Origin of the sequence: Methylomusa anaerophila, from assembly GCF_003966895.1 — a bacterium.
GTDB lineage: Bacteria > Bacillota > Negativicutes > Sporomusales > Sporomusaceae > Methylomusa > Methylomusa anaerophila.
On record NZ_AP018449.1, the window covers coordinates 3,435,526 to 3,453,424 of the forward strand.

16 protein-coding genes are annotated in these 17,899 nt (G+C 50.0%); all 16 read left to right on the forward strand.

Translation table 11 applies throughout. The features are described from left to right. Positions 1-118: 118 nt before the first annotated feature. On the forward strand, positions 119-655 hold the full coding sequence (locus tag MAMMFC1_RS15595) for a S26 family signal peptidase (protein ID WP_158618789.1): 537 nt from the start codon (positions 119-121) through the stop codon (positions 653-655). 46 nt (positions 656-701) lie between these two features. Then, a complete protein-coding gene (gene trbF, locus MAMMFC1_RS15600; RefSeq protein ID WP_158618790.1) occupies positions 702-1,418 on the forward strand; it encodes a conjugal transfer protein TrbF in 717 nt (238 codons plus the stop codon). A gap of 3 nt (positions 1,419-1,421) precedes the next feature. Beyond that, positions 1,422-2,234, forward strand: coding sequence for a TrbG/VirB9 family P-type conjugative transfer protein (locus MAMMFC1_RS15605; RefSeq protein WP_126309343.1), 813 nt, complete (start codon positions 1,422-1,424; stop codon positions 2,232-2,234). A gap of 1 nt (position 2,235) precedes the next feature. Beyond that, positions 2,236-3,423 (forward strand): TrbI/VirB10 family protein, encoded by a 1,188-nt coding sequence (locus MAMMFC1_RS15610; protein ID WP_126309344.1) that lies wholly within the window; start codon positions 2,236-2,238, stop codon positions 3,421-3,423. A gap of 3 nt (positions 3,424-3,426) precedes the next feature. After that, complete coding sequence (locus MAMMFC1_RS15615; protein WP_126309345.1) at positions 3,427-5,619, forward strand: type IV secretory system conjugative DNA transfer family protein; 2,193 nt, start codon at positions 3,427-3,429, stop codon at positions 5,617-5,619. A gap of 18 nt (positions 5,620-5,637) precedes the next feature. After that, positions 5,638-6,576, forward strand: coding sequence for an ATPase, T2SS/T4P/T4SS family (locus tag MAMMFC1_RS15620; protein WP_126309346.1), 939 nt, complete (start codon positions 5,638-5,640; stop codon positions 6,574-6,576). A 168-nt stretch (positions 6,577-6,744) separates the two neighbouring features. Next, positions 6,745-7,374: a type IV toxin-antitoxin system AbiEi family antitoxin domain-containing protein gene (locus tag MAMMFC1_RS15625; RefSeq protein WP_197723835.1), complete on the forward strand. Its 630-nt coding sequence runs from the start codon at positions 6,745-6,747 to the stop codon at positions 7,372-7,374. Between the two features lie 14 nt (positions 7,375-7,388). Continuing rightward, positions 7,389-8,216 (forward strand): nucleotidyl transferase AbiEii/AbiGii toxin family protein, encoded by an 828-nt coding sequence (locus tag MAMMFC1_RS15630; protein ID WP_197723836.1) that lies wholly within the window; start codon positions 7,389-7,391, stop codon positions 8,214-8,216. Between the two features lie 154 nt (positions 8,217-8,370). Next, positions 8,371-8,727 carry a TrbC/VirB2 family protein gene (locus MAMMFC1_RS15635; RefSeq protein WP_158618791.1) on the forward strand — a complete coding sequence of 119 codons (357 nt, stop codon included), beginning with the start codon at positions 8,371-8,373 and terminating at the stop codon, positions 8,725-8,727. Beyond that, positions 8,727-8,996, forward strand: coding sequence for a VirB3 family type IV secretion system protein (locus MAMMFC1_RS15640; protein ID WP_126309350.1), 270 nt, complete (start codon positions 8,727-8,729; stop codon positions 8,994-8,996). The genes MAMMFC1_RS15635 and MAMMFC1_RS15640 overlap by 1 nt, the downstream gene beginning before the upstream one ends. A gap of 10 nt (positions 8,997-9,006) precedes the next feature. Continuing rightward, a complete protein-coding gene (locus MAMMFC1_RS15645; RefSeq protein WP_126309351.1) occupies positions 9,007-9,954 on the forward strand; it encodes a hypothetical protein in 948 nt (315 codons plus the stop codon). Further along, positions 9,951-12,353: a TraG/VirB4 family ATPase gene (locus MAMMFC1_RS15650; protein WP_126309353.1), complete on the forward strand. Its 2,403-nt coding sequence runs from the start codon at positions 9,951-9,953 to the stop codon at positions 12,351-12,353. Before MAMMFC1_RS15645 ends, MAMMFC1_RS15650 begins: the two co-directional genes overlap by 4 nt. Before the next feature lie 996 nt (positions 12,354-13,349). Continuing rightward, a complete protein-coding gene (locus MAMMFC1_RS15655) occupies positions 13,350-14,189 on the forward strand; it encodes an SDR family oxidoreductase (protein WP_126309355.1) in 840 nt (279 codons plus the stop codon). Between the two features lie 630 nt (positions 14,190-14,819). After that, positions 14,820-15,251 carry a MarR family winged helix-turn-helix transcriptional regulator gene (locus MAMMFC1_RS15660; RefSeq protein ID WP_126309357.1) on the forward strand — a complete coding sequence of 144 codons (432 nt, stop codon included), beginning with the start codon at positions 14,820-14,822 and terminating at the stop codon, positions 15,249-15,251. A gap of 205 nt (positions 15,252-15,456) precedes the next feature. Beyond that, on the forward strand, positions 15,457-16,809 hold the full coding sequence (locus tag MAMMFC1_RS15665) for an alpha-amylase family glycosyl hydrolase (RefSeq protein WP_126309359.1): 1,353 nt from the start codon (positions 15,457-15,459) through the stop codon (positions 16,807-16,809). A gap of 58 nt (positions 16,810-16,867) precedes the next feature. Further along, positions 16,868-17,896: an HlyD family secretion protein gene (locus MAMMFC1_RS15670; RefSeq protein WP_126309361.1), complete on the forward strand. Its 1,029-nt coding sequence runs from the start codon at positions 16,868-16,870 to the stop codon at positions 17,894-17,896. The last annotated feature ends 3 nt before the right edge of the window (positions 17,897-17,899 follow it).

Here is a 17,899-nt window from a genome sequence, read left to right on the forward strand (position 1 = left end):
GACAAATTTGCGGACTTCTGCCTTTTTTATTTGAAACAGTGCGTAAAGAAACATGCAGGAAAAGGGTGCGCCGGCCTCTGCCGCTTTTTATTAAGCTGAAGCGGAAAGGAGGATGCGCATGCGAAAACTGTCCCGCCGAAAATGCGTCTTGACACTTTGCTTCTGGCTAGTGCTGGCATTGCCGTTTTTGTTCCGGCAGCAGATGCCAAGTCTGTTTATCCGCAATGATACGGAATCGATGCCACTAGGCTTCTATGTCATCTTAACAGATCGGCCCCTAAAAGCAGGAGATATTGTTGTCATTACGCCGCCCCAAGAACTTTGGCAGCTGACCAAAGATCGCGGCTGGACCAAGGGGGAACGGTACTGGCTAAAGGAAGTAGCCGCAGTTGAAGGCGATACCTACACCATTACCGATACCGGGATTTACATTGACGGCCGGTATGCCGGCGCGGTTGCGGCCGTAGACCGGCAAGGGCAAGCTTTACCGCAGCTTCGCGGTACTTTTCAGGTAAAACCAGGCTATTTCCTGCCATTGGCAACGTACCGCCCCACTTCCTTTGACGGCCGTTACTTCGGCGAACTGCCGCTTTCTGCAGTCCATAAGCATGTGCATCCTCTTTTCACAATGAAACTTTTGGAGGTGTTTTATTGATGGACAAGAGGGCAAGGAGAGGCATAAGGCAGGGAGGGCGCAGTACGTGAAGATCCGGGAATTTTTTTTCGAACCGAAACAGTACGCCAACAGTTCAACGCCAAAAACGCCCTTTGACCAGGCGAAAGAAGAATGGGACAGGCGCGAAGGCCATATTGTTGTGCAAAATTACAACCTGCGCCGCCTGCTGCTGCTGTCGTGGCTGGTCCTGCTGGTGATCTCGGCCGGACTTGTGGTGCAATCACTAAAATCAAGCGTGGTTCCATATGTCGTTGAGGTGGACAGCACAACCGGCGTGGTACGGAATGCCGGGCTGGCCGAAGCGCAAGCGTACACGCCGCAGGCAGCGGAACTGAAATACTTTCTCTCGCAGTTTATTCGTAATATCCGCTCCCTGCCGCTCGATCCAGTCGTATACAAAATGAACATGGAAGCGGCATACGGATTTTTGACCAAGCAGGCGGCCAACAAGATGAGCGTGCAGCTGCAAAATGAAAATCCGCTGGAACACTTCGGCAAAGAAACCGTGCAAGTCAAAATCGGCAGCATGCTGGCAATGACGGACGGCAGTTCATCGTATCAGATCCGCTGGACGGAAGACCATTATGATATTGCTTCCGGGAAAAAGACCAGCATTCCGATGAACGGTATTTTCACCATTCGCCTGCAGCCGCCGCGACAGCAGAAGGAACTGGAAATTAACCCGTTGGGCATTTTTATTGCCGACTTCAATTGGACCCAAGAAGGCGTGAAGGGAGAATAAGGCATGAAGCTTACAGGTCGTCAGCTTGCTATAGTTTTCAGTCTGCTGTTGTCTTTTCCCAGCACAATGGCTGTTGTCTCGGCGGGGGCTATCGAGATTCCCCCAGCGCCGCCGATGTTTTCCTACGGGGAGTTTTACGACGCGGCCGATACCAGGGAGTTAACCAAGAAGATATTTTCCTATAATCCGGCGAGCGTCTATACCATCTATTGCCGTCCCGGTTACTTGACGGATATCGCTCTCTATCCCGGTGATCAGGTGCTCTATATCGCGGCGGGCGATACGGCGCAATGGGGAGTAGATGTAAATACGGCGCAGGATACGCCGCATATCTATGTCAAACCGCTCAACACGGCTGTCCAAACGAATTTGATTGTCAATACCGACCGGCATCGGTATCACTTAATACTGACGGCGGCGGACTGGCATAATCCCATCATCACCTGGGAGTATCAAACCGAGGAAGCAATCGCCCGCTATGAAGCCGACAACCGCGCCAAACAACAATTGCCGCTGCTGCGAAACTTCCAATTCCGTTATGAGGTGCGGGCGCAGGGCAAGAAGACGCCTGGGTGGCTGCCGCGCGATGTATGGGACGACGGCAAAAATACCTATATCCGCCTCGGTGATACCCAAAAGGAACTGCCGATTCTGTTTGCGCTCAAGGAAAAAGGCCGGACTGCTCCGCTGCAGTATAAGCACGAAGGTGAATACTTTGTGGTAAACGGCATCCTGGATCAGGCTCGCCTGCAGAGCGCGCAGGGCGAAAAAGTGGACATTGTCCGGCGGGCGAACAAGGAAGGCGGTGCATCCTGATATGCTGAAAAAATTGCGGGAATTTATACAGCAATTGCGGGCGCGGCTGAAACGGCAACCGCCGCCGGAGGCGGCAGCCGCCAAAGAAGCGGAGGTAACCACGAAAGCAGAAACGGCCAAAAGCCGTACGGTTAACAAGAAGAAAGTGTACCTGCTTTGTATTCTGTTATTGGTTTCGTTCATCGGCTCCTTTTTTGCCTTTTCCAAGGATACGGCCAAGCCCAAGAAAAAATCGGTTGAGACGGCGGACACAAAGCTGGCGGCGCCGCTGCTGGCCGCTGATTACAGTGACTTGGCACGGCTGGCGCAAAAAGACGCGAAGCCAAAAGTGCCAACGGGGAACGGAACGCCCGCTCCCGGCCGGCAGCAAGCGCCGCTGGGCAGGGAGAACGAACCGCCGGCCAGGACGGTATATCAGACAGCCGATCCGGGAATCCGGCCGACGTTACCCGGCGATATCCGGGCACAGGAAACGGAGGAGCGGAACGCGGCGGAGCGGGCGCAAGCCGTACAGGAAAAAGCATGGAGCTCGGCAATTGCCTTTACCGTCAGGAAGGAAGGGCAGGAGGGCGGCGCTGCGGAACCGCGCGCCAATACCTACCAGGCGGCACGGAAAAACACGCTGGTCACTGGTACCATGCTGCCGGCCATGCTCATCAGCGGCATTAATTCCGACAATGGCGGGCAGGTGACGGCGCAGCTCACCGCCGACGTCTATGACTCGCTGTATGGCAGTACGCTCTTAATTCCCATGGGTACACGGCTGGTAGGCAACTATGAAGGCGGGGCCAAGCTGGGCGAATCCCGCGTGAATATCCGCTGGAACCGGATGCTGCTGCCCAACGGGGCCTCCTATCAAATGACGGATAGCCTCGTAACCGCGGGAGTGGACGGCTATCCGGGCATCCTGGGAAAAGTCGATACCCATGGCGACCAGGTTGTTTCGGCCGGTCTGGTGACAACAGCGCTCGGCGCGCTTGGTTCGATTGCCGCCGGCAATACCTCCAGCGGCGACAACGACAGCGCTTCGAATCTTGCCGCGCAGGGGGCGGCAAGCAATTTGCTCAATACGGCGGGCAAGCTCATGGACCAAGAAATGAGCCGCATGCCGACCATTACCGTGGAACCGGGGACCACCTTTTTCTTGCGTGTCGCCGATATGCTGCCGCTCCGGCCCTATGAAGGCTAAACGATGGAGGAACCCAAGAAAAGGCGGTTCCTGATACTCCTGGGTACGGTCGGCGTGGTCATGCTGCTGGTTGCCTGGCTGACTACCCAGTGGTTTGCCCGGCGCTTAGACTATGATCCTCTGTTAGGCTGGGCGTTTCCCCTTAATGACGGCACTAAACTCTATTTCCCCTGGGATATTTTTATCTGGCGCTGGAAATTTGCCGCCGTAGTGCCGCATTTGTCGGCGCTGGCCGGAAAGTATCTGCTGCTGGGCCTGATGGGCAGCGTGGCCTTAAGCTTTTTCCTTGAAAGCAAGCTCAGGCCGTTGGATTCGCACGGCAGCGCCGACTGGGCCGGCCGCAGCGACGTCAAGAAAAGCGGCCTCTGCGTCAAAGAGGGCGTCATTTTAGGCCGCAATCCCTATACCAAGAAATATCTGTTTCACGATGGACCGGAACATATTCTGCTGCTGGCGCCGACGCGCAGCGGTAAGGGCGTCGGCGTGATTATCCCGACCTGCCTTGTCTGGAAACACTCAATGCTGGTAACGGACGTAAAGGCGGAAAACTGGAATTTCTCTGCGCCCTATCGCCGGCATGTGCTCAAGAACCGGGTGATTAAATTTGAGCCTGGCTGCATCGACGGCACCGGCGCCAGATGGAACCCGCTGCTGGAAATCCGCTACCGGACGGTGCGCGAATTCGGCGATGTGCAAATCATCGCCGACATGCTCGCCAATCCGGACGGCAAGGATATCAGCGGCGACGGCGCGCACTGGGTTATAACGGCATCCTCGCTGATGCGCACCGTGATTATGCACATCCTCTACAAAAAACATCAGGAAGGTAAACTGCCGCCGACGATGATGGAAGTTGCCACCTTCCTGTCTTTGCCCCACAAAGCCATTATTGCGGAAATGAAAGTCTATCCCCATATTGCGCCGGCAGAATTCCTGAGCGATACCAATGTTCTTGATGAGATTTACAGCCTGCCGGGTACGCCGTATATTGATATCGGCAACTGGAAACGGGAGGTGGCGGACAGCTTGGAAGACCCGGCGGCGAAACGTGCCGTCGAAGCGCTGAAAACACTGCCGGACGTACGCGCCTATATGCAAGAACGGTATCACGAAAATCCGGAAATTTTTACGCAAATGCCCTATGCTGAACTGCTCGTTCATCCGAAGGTGCTGGAGGGCGCACGGGAGATGGGGAACCGGGAGGAAAAGGAAGAATCCAGCGTTCTCTCGTCGGCAGTCAAAGCGTTTTTGCTGTATCGCAATCCCGTTATCGCCAAAAATACCGGCGCCAGTGACTTTAGAATCAACGACCTGCTCCGGCCGGATTACCCGGTATCAATCTTTCTCGTTACCGCGCCGGGCGACCTGGACACGATCAAACCGCTGTTTCGTTTATTTATGAACTTCGTTATTAAACGCAACGTAGAAAAAATGGATTTTGGCAGCAAGCAGAAACAGCGCTGCCTGCTCCTGTTTGACGAGTTTCCCCAGTTCGGGCGCATGGATTCGGTGGAGCTGGGGCTGGCGGTCATGGCCGGGTACGGCCTGAAAGCGCTCTTGATTGCCCAGGATATCCACCAATTGAATAAAGCCTATACGAAGGATAATTCCATTATTGCCAATTGCCATGTGCGGGTGTTCTATACTCCCAATGAGGATGGAACGGCGGAAATGCTCAGTAAATCCCTGGGGAAAAAGACGATCCGCGTGGACAGCAAGAACAGCGGCCAGGGCCTTGGCACCGCGTCGTATACAACCTCCGAAACCGGACGCGAATTAATGACGCCCGATGAAGTCAAGCGGCTGCCCAAAGAACAGGAGCTTGTTTTTGTCGCGCAAACCCGGCCGATTAGGGCCGAAAAGCTCTTTTATTTCAAAGAGAAATTCTTTATGAACAAGATTGAAAGCTGCGGGCAGGCGCAGGCTTTGAACCTGCATTCCGATACGGCCAGTGCCGTCCGCTCTTATGAGGACCTCCTGCCGCCGGGCCTGCAGGTGCCGACAGCCGACAGCGCTCTGGCCAGGCAGGAGGAACTGGCTGACCTGGAGGGCAAGCAGCACGAACTGGGGGGATGGCTGGACGTGTCCTATGAAGCCGTAAAGATGCTGGATCGCTTAGACGACGCTGCCGTCGAAACAACAGCCGCCGCAGCAATCGTGCCGGCTGTTAGAGACGAGTATCGATTTATCGAATAACCGGGGAGGAACGTTTATTTGACCAAACAAAGCCGGACCGAAGCCACATTGTATTTTCTCCTGGGCCCGGATATCCGCGCCTACTTAGCCGATGATAATATCACGGAAGTGTATCTCAATACCAATTCCGATGAGATTTGGATCGACACCAAGGACCGCGGCCGAGTGGCCACCGGAAAAATGATGGATGCCCGGACGGCGGCCAACGTCATTTACACGGTTGCCGACCTTACCGGCAAGATCTGTAATGATACGAACGAAACGCTGGCCGCCGAGTTTCAGGGCATTCGCTTTCAGGGGCTGCTGCCGCGGGTGGTGGAAAAACCCGCCTTTAATATGCGCAAGCACTGCGCCGGGGCCCTGACCCTGGAAGACTATGTAACCAGCGGTATCATGACCAGGCGGCAGCAGGAAGTGCTGCTTGATGCCATCTACTCCCGCCAAAACATCCTGGCGGCCGGCGGCACAAAGTCCGGGAAAACGACCTTCCTGAACGCCGTTTTAGCGGAAATCGCTAAGACCGGTGACCGGGTGGTTCTGCTCGAAGATACCAAGGAACTGCAATGCGCGGCGCCGGATATGGATAGACTGCTGACAACAGCGAATAAAACGCTGGAGGATCTGTTGCGCGACACCCTGCGCCTCACACCGGAGCGGATTATCGTCGGCGAGGTGCGCGGCCCGGAAGCGTTGATTTTACTGGACGCGTGGAGTACCGGCCATAAAGGCGGGGCGTCAACCATTCACGCCAATAGCGCGCGGCAGACGCTGCGCCGCCTGGAAGAGCTTGCGGCCCGGGCGGAGGCGAGGGAGCACCAGTATATGATCGGCGAAGCCATCGACATCATTGTCTATTTGCGCTATAGCGGGCTGCAGCGGAGAGTGGAACAGATTCTGGCGGTGGACGGCTGGGATGCCAAGAAGGAAGAATACCTGGTCAGAGATTTGTGTGCGTAAAGGTGAGGTGGTCAATTTGACCACCTCACTGGCAGCCGGCGTGAATGGGCACGCGGAACAGCCTTCGTCCTGACCGCTCAAAAGAAAATGTACTAAAATGAAAATATATGATATAATTATTAACATATAAGTACAGTTTGAATGCGTACATATATGTCAATAATGTTAATGAGAAGTTTCATTTTTGTACGGGCGGTGGCGGATATGACCTATATCGAACAAATTGTTAATATAGCCAAGGAGCATAACGGGATGGTAACCGCAACGCAAGTTACGGAAGCTCGCATACCAAGACGCTGCTTGACGGAAGGCGTAAAGAAAAACCGGTTATTCAAAGTAGACCGCGGGGTTTATGTCCTGCCGGACATATGGGAAGATGAGATGCTCATTTTTCAGTATAAATACCCCAAAGGCATTTTTTCTTTTGGCACAGCGCTCTATTTACACGGCTTAACCGATAGAACGCCACTTCGCTATACCATGACATTTCCCCAGGGCTATAATATATCTGCCGCCCAAAAAAACGGCGTAGATGCGAAAATTGTGACCGAACAGCATTATCCATTGGGCGTAATGGAAATGAACTCACCCTCTAAGAATAAAATTAAGGTTTACGATCAGGAGCGTACCTTATGCGATATTGTGAGAGGAAAAAATGCCGTTGATGTGCAAGTGGTGAATGCGGCCATGAAAAGCTATATTAAATCCAGGGAGAAAAACATCGACAAGCTCTATCGCTATGCGGAGAAGTTAAGAGTAAAAACCAAGATCGCGCAGTATATGGAGGTGCTGTTGTGAGAATAAGGAACCCAATGCAGCTAAAGGATTTAATCAAAAAAGAGGCGAAAGCAAAGAAGCTTACCGCGCAGCTTGTCATGCAGAACTATATGCTGGAGCGGTTGCTGGAACGCATATCCTTATCTCAATACCGTTCCAATTTCATATTAAAGGGCGGCTTCTTAATCGCCGCGATTGTCGGGCTGGATACGCGGGCCACCATGGATTTGGATACGACGATCAAGGGTTTGGCGTTGACGGAAGAATCCTTGCGGGCCATTTTTGAGGAAATTGGGAGCATTCCGGTGGATGATGATGTTTCGTTTGAGATTGTCAGCTTGACTGAAATCAGGGAAGGCGATGTGTATCCAGGCCTTCGCGTGGGGTTAAAGGCGAAATACCCGCCCCTGGATGTTCCCTTATCCGTGGATGTTACGACCGATGATAAAATCACGCCGCGTGAAGTGGCATATACCTTCCGGCTCATGTTTGATGATCGTACTATCAACATTTTAGCCTACAATCTAGAAACGGTGTTGGCTGAAAAGATAGAAACCGTGCTTTCACGCAGTATTGCCAATACCAGACCGAGAGATTTTTATGATATTTACATTCTTTATACCTTAAGAAGAGGGGAATGCAATCTCAGCGTATTGAAAGAAGCATTGGCGAACACAACGGAAAGACGGGGCAGCCAGCATATTTTACAAGAACACGAGACGATTTTAGACGCCATTCAAAGCAGTGACACTTTGCAGGGATTTTGGAATAAATATCAACAGGAATTTAACTATGCGCAAGGCATTGCGTTTGGCGACACGTTAAGTTGTATTCGGGAAATGATAAAAGGCATTTATAAATAAAAGGGAAAAGCGCTTTTGAAACCTATGCGGGGCTGGAGTTACAGCTCCGTTTTTATATGTATGATGAAATGAGGAAAAAGGGTGGCACGCAGCCGCTCTTTTTTTATTATGCTCGAAGCGGGACTGGTAATGGAATTTCGAGGAGGCGAGTTTGGTGAACGTAATCAAGAACCGAAAGAAAAAAGCAGGAAGGAGCAGCCGGTATGTAATCTTGACGGCAATAGCGGCGGGGATTTTTCTTTTGCACGGTACAGGCATGGCAACCGATGCGGGCAGTATGCAACTGCCGTATAGAACCGCACTGGCCACAATGTATAGGGAACTTACGGGAACGGTTCCGCTGATTGGCGGGACGATTGCCATCGCGGTTGGCGGCGCCATGTACATGCTGGGCGAAGGACAAATGACGCGCACGGCCATGCGTATTTGCATCGGCACAGGCATTGCCCTGCTGGCGCCGCAGGTCGTCCAGGTCTTTGCGCCGGATGTGTCGGCCGGAGTTTTATTTTGATGGCGCAGAGAGCGGAGGGAGGGACGCTGGCTGTCCAGCCGCTGTTTCGCGCCCTCACCGGCCAACTACTGGTTGCCGGAGCGCCGCGCGGCATGATCGTTCTCAATATGTGCCTGGCTAGCATTTTTCTCATGGCGCTGCATATTCCCTGGATTGTGCCGGTCAATCTCTTAATTCACCTGTCTGCGGTCTATCTGACCCAAAAAGATGAGCAATTCTTTGATGTTTTACGGCGTTATCTGCACAAAAAAGCTTACTACGGGATATGAGGAGGACGAAATGAAACGATTTCAGGAATATCAGGAGGATTTAACGAGAGTGGCTGAATGGCTGCCGTGGGCCGCTATGCCGCTGGCGGGCGTTGTGGAGAATAAAGACCATTCCTTCCTTGGGGCGTTTTCCTATCCTTGTGACGCGGTCTTTGACCGCGCTTGCCTGTGCCGGGAACTCCAGGCGTTGGGTTCCGGCTGGGGACTATGGTGCGAGAACCGGGACGGCCGGCGTTACGCAGCGTTTTCCTGGCTGCCGCAGGCTCCGGGGGACGACGATGCCGGCCACTTTGACCGGGTTTTGGCGAGGTTAGCCGAACAATTGCCGCTGCGGCGTTTATACGCCGGAGAATTGTTGCAATACCTTTTTGAAAGCATTGCCACCAAAAAGGAAATGGCCTTTCCTGCGATACCGATGTATTTAGATGCCTTGCTTTCCCTGGGCCAGACGTATAAGCTGAAGCCGCAGGAAATTCACGTGGATGGATTGCAGGTGACGGTAATTGTTTTGAATGGGTTTTTGGAAGAATGCGTCGGCAGGCTGTATGCGTTTTTAAGCGAAAAAACCATTCCGTTTCGTTCCGTGCGCCGCTTTCTACTGCTCACAGAGGCTGAGGCAGCCGAAGAAGCAAACCGTTATATGGCCGGGTGGTGCAAGAACCGCAAGACAATTGCGCCACTCCTTGCCTATGAAGACAATCCGCAGAAGCCTTGCGGCTTTTACGCTCATTTGCTGGTGCATTGGTGCAGCGAAAGAGCAGCGCTTGTGCAGCAAAGCGGCGAGATCAAGAAATTCCTGCTGGAGCAGGGGCTGCTTGCCCATAGTGAGCATCTGCAGCCGGAACTGTGGTTTGCCGCTGTTCCCGGAAATTTCCGCGCCTACCTGGTCGCCCCAATGCTGCAAATCGACGACGTAAGCATACTGTTTGGGGGCGAAACGGGAGCGGACCCGGTATGATTCAATTGAAAAAGTACCGGGAAAAGCGGGTGCTGTTACAGGACGTCATGCCGTTTGGGCGCATCCTGCATTTGGAGAACGGCGCCGGGTTATGCGTATTGAAGGATGGCGCCTTTCTTGCTTCCTTGCGCTATCGCGGCCCCGATCTAGACAGTGCAATCGAAGAGACGCTGGCCTGGATGACCGGGCAGATGAACAGCCTGTTATTAACACTGGGCACCGGCTGGGTGCTGTATGCCGAAGCCCAGCGTGCGCCTTCGATCAGCTACGACCGGGATGTGTGTTTTCCGGACCCAGTAACACAAGCGATTGACGAGGAACGGCGGAAAAATTTTCAGAGCGGGCAGCACTATGAAAATTGCTACTATCTCTCGCTGTATTGGCTGCCGCCGGCCGATACGATCAGCAAGCTTAAGAATTTCTTTGTCGAGGAGGCGGAAAAGACGGCAGTGCCTGCCAATGCCGCGGAATATATCGAGGACTATACCAAACAACTGGCTGTTCTGTTTGCGGCGTGTTCCGCTGTCGGTATGCCGGAAACCGAATGGCTGGGGCCGGATGCCCTTCTGTCTTATCTGTATTCGACCATATCCCTGAAACAGGCGCCACTCAAGCTGCCGAAAAATCCGGTACTGCTGGATGGACTGCTTTATGACACGCCGTTGTACGGCGGCATGGAACCGCGCCTGGGCGAAAAGCATTTAGCGGTCGTGTCGCCGATAAAATATCCGGAGCACAGCAGCTTTGGCATGCTTAATATTTTAAATACGCTGCCATTTTCCTACCGGTTTATCACGCGCTACTATTTTCTGGATAAACAGGATGCGCTTGCGGAAATAGGGACGTTTGCCCGTGGCTGGCGGTCGAAGGTAAAGCCGTTTACGGCCACGCTCAAAGAGCTGCTTACCGGTTTTGCCGGCAACGAGGTCAATGAGAACGCGGTGGAAAAGGTTGAGGAAATCCGTTCCATGGAGCAGTTAATCGAAGCCGATACCGTAGGCTGCGGCTATTACTCCGCCATGCTGCTCCTGGCCGACCAGGACAAAATTCGTTTGCAAAAATGCGCCGAAGAAATTGTGCAGCTGTTTACGAATATGGAGCAGGGAGCAATAACCGCCAAAATAGAAGGGCTGAACACCTTGGAAGCCTATTTCGGCAGCATTCCGGGCAACGTGTATTATGGAATCCGCCGGCCCTTGCTGTCAACGGGAAATTTAATTCACCTGCTGCCGATTACGGATATTTGGGCCGGGAAAAAACGCAATGACCATTTGAAAGCTCCCGTTTTGCTCTACACGAAAACAGGTGAAAATACATCCTTTCGCTTGAACCTTCATGTCGGCGATGTCGGGCATACGATGCTTATCGGACCGACCGGCGCGGGTAAATCGGTGCACCTCAATCTGATTGCCGCCCAGTTTCGCAAATATAAGGATGCCCGGATTTTTATTTTTGACAAGGGCGGCTCCAGCCGGATCTTAACAGAGGCTGTCGGCGGCAATTTCTTTGACCTTGGCAATGAAACGGAGCTTTCGTTTCAACCGCTCAGGCAGATTGACAACGAGAAAGAGCGCATGTGGGCGGCTGAATGGATTTATGACTTTTTGCGGCAGGAGAATGTAACGATTACGCCCGAGACCAAGAAACATACCTGGACGGCCTTATCGTCCATGGCGGTGCTGCCGGAAGGCTATCGCACAATATCAACATTGAGAACTACCGTGCAGGATAAAATGCTGAAAGATGCTCTGGTCCCCTTAACGCTTGAGGGCGCCTACGGAAAAATGTTTGATTCGGCGGAAGAAAGGCTTGCCTTTTCCAGCTGGCAGACCTTTGAAATGGAAACGCTGATGAATACGCCGGCGATTCTCTCACCGGCGCTGATGTATATTTTTCATCGCATTGAGCAGGTCCTGGATGGAAAGCCGACATTGATTGACTTAGATGAATGCTGGATATTCTTTGACAATCCAACCTTTGCGGCCAAAATCCGGGAATGGCTTAAGGTTTTGCGTAAAAGCAACGCCGCCGTTATTTTCGCGACGCAATCCTTAGCGGATATCGTGGATTCACCAATATTTCCTACCATTCTTGAATCCTGTCCGTCGCGGATATTCCTGCCGAATAAAAACGCGTTTGAGGAACGCTCGAAAAAAATGTACCGGGCTTTTGGCTTAAACGATCGGCAACTGCAAATTCTTACGCAGGCAACGCCCAAGAAAGAATATTATTATGTATCGGAACTTGGCTGCCGCCTTTATGATCTGGACCTGGAACCGGAAGCCCTGGCGTATTGCGCGGTCAATAAGCAGGACTTAATTGTCTGCAAGCAGCTTTTAGCCGAACATGGCAAGGCAAATTTCGTGAAACAATGGAGAGCTTATAAACGATTAGCGTAAGGATTAATAATGAACATCTCATCTCAAATCCAATCCGGTCAAGGTACTAGTATTGCAATAGTCCCTGCAAGGACTATTTGGCTTGGAGGGGAGCCATGAACCAAGAAACTCGTGAACAGATTGTATTAATTAATTCTGCGCTTAATAAATAAGTGGCCTCTATCATCAATGGCTACAGAAGCACAATCTTAATTATTACACGGCGCAGGTATTTATGCGTTGTGAAACAATGTGACGAATTATTTACAGGCTTCCGGTGAAAAAATTAATAGGGTTAAAAAGGCTATAGGTTCTACTTTCGCCAAGGTATTCGGATCTTAAAAATAGTTCTTTTTCCTTGTTCACTTTTACCGCTATCGTTTCGCCCATGCTTCTCTTTGATTAGAGTTTGGGCCGCGCAGAAGCGTGCTCTGCTAGAGGTTGCAGAGGCTTATAGCGATAGTCCTCCAGATGGACTTAGGCCGAAATTTGTCAAAAACGAAGGTATCCGCAATGGCGAAGACATCTACTGCATCTTTTTTGCAGTCTGAATAGGAGTCTTTGAACTTTTTAATTTGTTTAGGATTGAGGACATGGATTTTTTGTTGGATCACCCTAGAGCACCGTCTTCACGCAAAAAATAAACGAGATTATCTTCGTAAACCGAAATGGCTTCAAGGCAGAGAACAACGTTGGATAATCCTTGCTCCGTCAATGCAACCACCGTACTTTACCTGATTGACTCAAGTCAATTATATCATGGGTATTTTAAGCCGATTGACTTGTTGGCGATTAAGCAGGATCGCCTAAATTCTTTCTGCAAATCGAAGAGCAATTTTTATGAGTAGTAAAATTTTGATTGCTTACTTTTCTGGTGAAGGGAAAGACTATGTAGGAGGCAAGCGTGCGAAATGCAAACTTCCGATTGAGGTATTAATTAAGTACTCAAAAAGGCGATACGACGGCCAGATGTTTTAATATTCAAAAATATATATACTGATATAGGAGGAAGCGACAATGAAAGATAAAATTATCCTGATTACTGGCGCAAACGCGGGAGTTGGCAAAGCAACGGCAAAAAAATTGGCCGAGCTTGGTGCAACTTTGATCTTAGCGTGCAGGAATCAGGAAAAAGGCCAAGACGCCCGGATGGAAATCATTGCAAGCACAAAAAACGCCAATATTGAAGTCATGAAACTCGATCTTGCCTCGTTCACTTCCATACATGCCTTTGCTGATGAGTTTAACGGCCGGTATGAAAAACTGGACGTGCTGATAAACAACGCCGGTATCATGCAAGGGAGAGGGGCAAAAACCGCAGATGGCCTGGAACTGGTGATGGGCACCAATCATTTTGGACACTTTTTGCTCACGATGCTTCTTTTTGACGTCTTAAGGAAATCTGCCCCGTCCCGGATCGTTATAATCAGTTCCATGGCGCATGAATATGCTAATTTTGATGCTAATGATCTGCAGACTTTTATCGATAATCCTTTGTACTCATACGGGAATTCCAAATTAGCCAATATTCTATTTACGTACGAACTTGCCCGGAAGCTGCAGGGGACGGGCGTGACGGCAAACTGTCTGCATCCCGGTGTGATTGACAGTGAGTTTTACAGTCACGCAGAAAATGAAGAGGAAAGGCTGAGATATGAAGCCATGAAACCACATATGATTTCCCCTGAAGAAGGGGCGCTAACTTCAGTCTATTTAGCATCTTCACCTGAAGTGGAAGGTGTAACTGGCAAATATTTCGTCCAATGCAAGGAGGCCTCATCTACACCGATGAGTTATGACGTTCAGTTAGCCAAGAAGTTATGGGATCTCAGCATGAAAGTCGTTTCTTTAGATTAAATAACTCGTTAATCTGATCCGAGCCCAAAAAGGGGCAATAATTATGAGTATCCTTGATGGAAGAAAGGCAATTTTAGTCACAATCAGTTTTGAAGTCGGTTATGAAGCATGAAGGAAGGCGCTGATATCATTGCAGCCCCACGGTGTCTGGAACGGCTTGAGGTGCTTGTCAGGATGGAAGGACAGAAACTAGTACAATGTTCGTTTATTGTTGTGCAATAGTCTGCATTAGAGCAGAAACTTACTACCTGTCTTAAGCGGCTTGAGATATGTGTGATGCGCATACGTTATTAGCGAACGGTATACTAGTAATAGCCCCACATATTTGTAATATTTTAAAACTGTATTAAGAGAAAATCTATATATTATTTGTGTGCTGGCGTATCTTTTAAGTATTTTAAGCTGAGTGATTCATCTCAGAAACCGCCTCCCTCTTTGTGGGGCAATGTGGTATATATTTCCGCAGACAAAGGAAGAAAACATTAGGCTTTTGGGTCTGGCATTTTAAACATTATACTAACACGTCAACCCCGACTCAATCTGTTCAACTGACTAAAAAGATGGAAATATATTGACTCAATTAGATGATGATGATAATATTGACATATCAACTATATTGGGAGAATTACTATGAACGTTGCCGGAGAAACATCAACCAGTTCTCTAATCGCCCAGATGGCCTTGCATATTAAAGCCGAACTTAATAATGCCTTTCAAGAGAGCGGGGCCAATATTACCAGTGATCAATGGGGAGTATTGAAGTGTTTATGGCAGGAAGAAGGCATCTCGCAAAGTGAGATTGCGGAGAAAGTGAATAAGGATAAGGCAAGCGTCACCAGGATATTGGATATTATGCAAAAAAATAAGCTGATAACGCGTTGCGACGATGAACGTGACCGAAGAAGCTATCGCATTTACCTTACAGAAGAGGGGAAAAGCCTCGAAGGAAAGTTGAAACCAGTCGTTCAGGCTACTAACCGGCGGGTATATCGGAACCTGAACGAATACGAACGGCAGGAGTTACAGAAACTATTACTCAAATTAATGAAGAGCGACGAGTAATAATTATTATGGGCAAATAGTTGATGTATCAAATATATATATAACAACCTTATGTAGCGGCTCGCATTATTGTCTGTTCTGCCTGCCGTAGATCATGCGAAATTTACTCGGCCCAGACATTCTGGACCTACACTGGGTTTCAATGGGAAGCCTGCGCCATAGGTCAAATGTGGTGCAAGGACAAATGACGGGAGCGATTTTCAACATGTCATGGGCCAAGGATGCATTTTTTTATCATATTTACCCGCTGGGCTTTTGTGGAGCCCCAAAACATAATGATTATTCCTTGTCCGCCACGCCCCGGTTGTTAAAGATGCTCGAATGGATAGAACACATAAGGGCGATGGGCGTAAATGCTCTTTTGCTGGGGCCGTTATTTGAGTCGATCTCCCATGGCTACGATACTGTTGATCATTGCCGAATCGACAGGCGCTTAGGAGACGGAGAAACTTTTCAGCAGCTGACAAACTGTCTTCATGAAAATGGGATAAAGGTTGTTGTTGATGGGGTGTTCAACCACGTGGGGCGAGATTTTTGGGCCTTTAAAGATGTTATCGCCAAAAAGGAACAGTCTGAATATGTTCATTGGTTCGGCTGTGTCGATTTTGCGGCAAGAAGTCCTTACGACGATCCCTTCAATTATGAGGGGTGGGAAGGTCATTACAATCTGGTAAAACTTAATTTAAAAAATCCAGCAGTTAAAAACTATATTTTTTCGGCGGTAAAAGAGTGGATAGACCTATATGACATTGACGGGATACGGCTTGATGTTGCCTACTGCCTGAATATTAACTTTATGAAGGAACTGGCAGCCCTGTGCAAGGCTATCAAACGGGATTTTTGGCTAATGGGTGAGGTAATACACGGTGATTATGCCAGATGGGCCAATCCTTTGCTTTTAGATTCCGTAACTAACTATGAGTGTTATAAAGGGCTTTATTCCAGCCATAATGACAAGAACTATTTTGAAATTGCCTATTCTCTTAACAGGCAATTTGGCGACAAAGGCATTTATAAGGAACTGCTGCTGTATAACTTTGCCGACAATCATGATGTTACAAGAGTTGGCAGTATCGTTAATCATCCGGCGTACTTGTATCCTCTTCACGCATTGCTTTTTACGATGCCGGGAATACCTTCCATTTATTATGGCAGTGAATGGGGGATTGCCGGCAAAAAGGGCTGTGACTCCGATGAAGATTTGCGGCCGGCTCTTGATTTGACTCTTGTCGGTAAAAACAGCCCCAATAGGGATTTAGTGAAAGCAATCATCCGGTTTGCCAGAATAAGAAAAGAGCATAAAGCATTGCGGGAAGGAAGTTACCGACAGCTCCTGGTGCGCAGTCAGCAATATGCCTTCCTTAGACAGACGCAGGATGAAGCGATTGTGGTCATCGTAAATTCGTCATTTCAGAGCGCGTCATTAGAGTTTGAAATTCCAATCGGCGGTTTAATGCTGCTTGATTTAGTAAATCATGGGGAGAAATTTCCTGTTCGTAACCGCAAAGCATATATCCAGATACCACCCTGCTGGACCAGAATTCTATTGGTGAAATAAGAGGAGTGCCTATACCCATGAAATTCGAGCTATGGGGCACTAGGGAGGAAGATGCCGGATGAATGAACCCGGCGGCAAAAAACAAAAGATCGTCATTGGCCTGCTTGCGGCATTTTTGTTGCTTGGCGGAGCAGGAGGCGGTTATTACTGGTATTATACAAGCAGGTATGTCAGTACCGATGATGCCCGGATCAGCGGTACCATCGTAACCATAAGCAGCAAGGTCTCGGGAAAGGTGAGCCGGATTTTGGCGGCAGAAGGTGACAACGTCAAGGCCGGCCAGGTTTTAGCCCGGATTGATTCCCAGGATATCTTGGCACAAAAAGTTCAGGCCGAAGCCAGTCTGGCTGCGGCCAAGGCCAATTACGAACAACTGGTCAACGGTTCCCGCCCCCAGGAAATTCAACAGGCACGGGCGGCGGCTGATCAGGCTAAAGCCAACCTAGAGAATGCCTCCTTAAACTACGGCCGGATGGAACAACTATTCCACGACGGAGCTATCAGTGCGTCCCAGCGCGATAACGCCGTGACGACTTATCAGGTGGCACAGGAAGCCTATATTGGCGCCGTTCAGGCTTTGGAACTGGCTGTTGCCGGCCCCCGTGAAGAAGCGGTCAGGGCAGCCGCCGCGCAGGTGAAACAGGCTGAAGCTGCTGTGACAGCGCTAAATTTGCATTATAATGACACAACTATTATTTCGCCAGTTGACGGTATTGTCGCCCAAAAGTCGGCTAATGCCGGGGAAGTGGTGGTGATGGGGCAGCCACTTTTCAGTGTGATTGACAGGAACGATATTTGGATTAATGCCCGTATTGAAGAAACCTATATCGGCAAACTGCAACTTGGCCAACTGGTTGAATACACGATTGACGGGTATCCTGGGAGCCTTTTTTACGGTAAGATATATGATCTCGGCAACGCAGCCACTTCGGTTTTTGCTTTGATTCCGATTGAGAATGCCTCGAACAATTTTACCAAGGTGACTCAACGTATTCCGATTAAAATTAGTCTGCCGGAAACCAGTGATGTTATCTTTCGGCCGGGAATGTCGGTAGTCATTAAAGTCCACCTGGATAAACGGGGGTGAGGG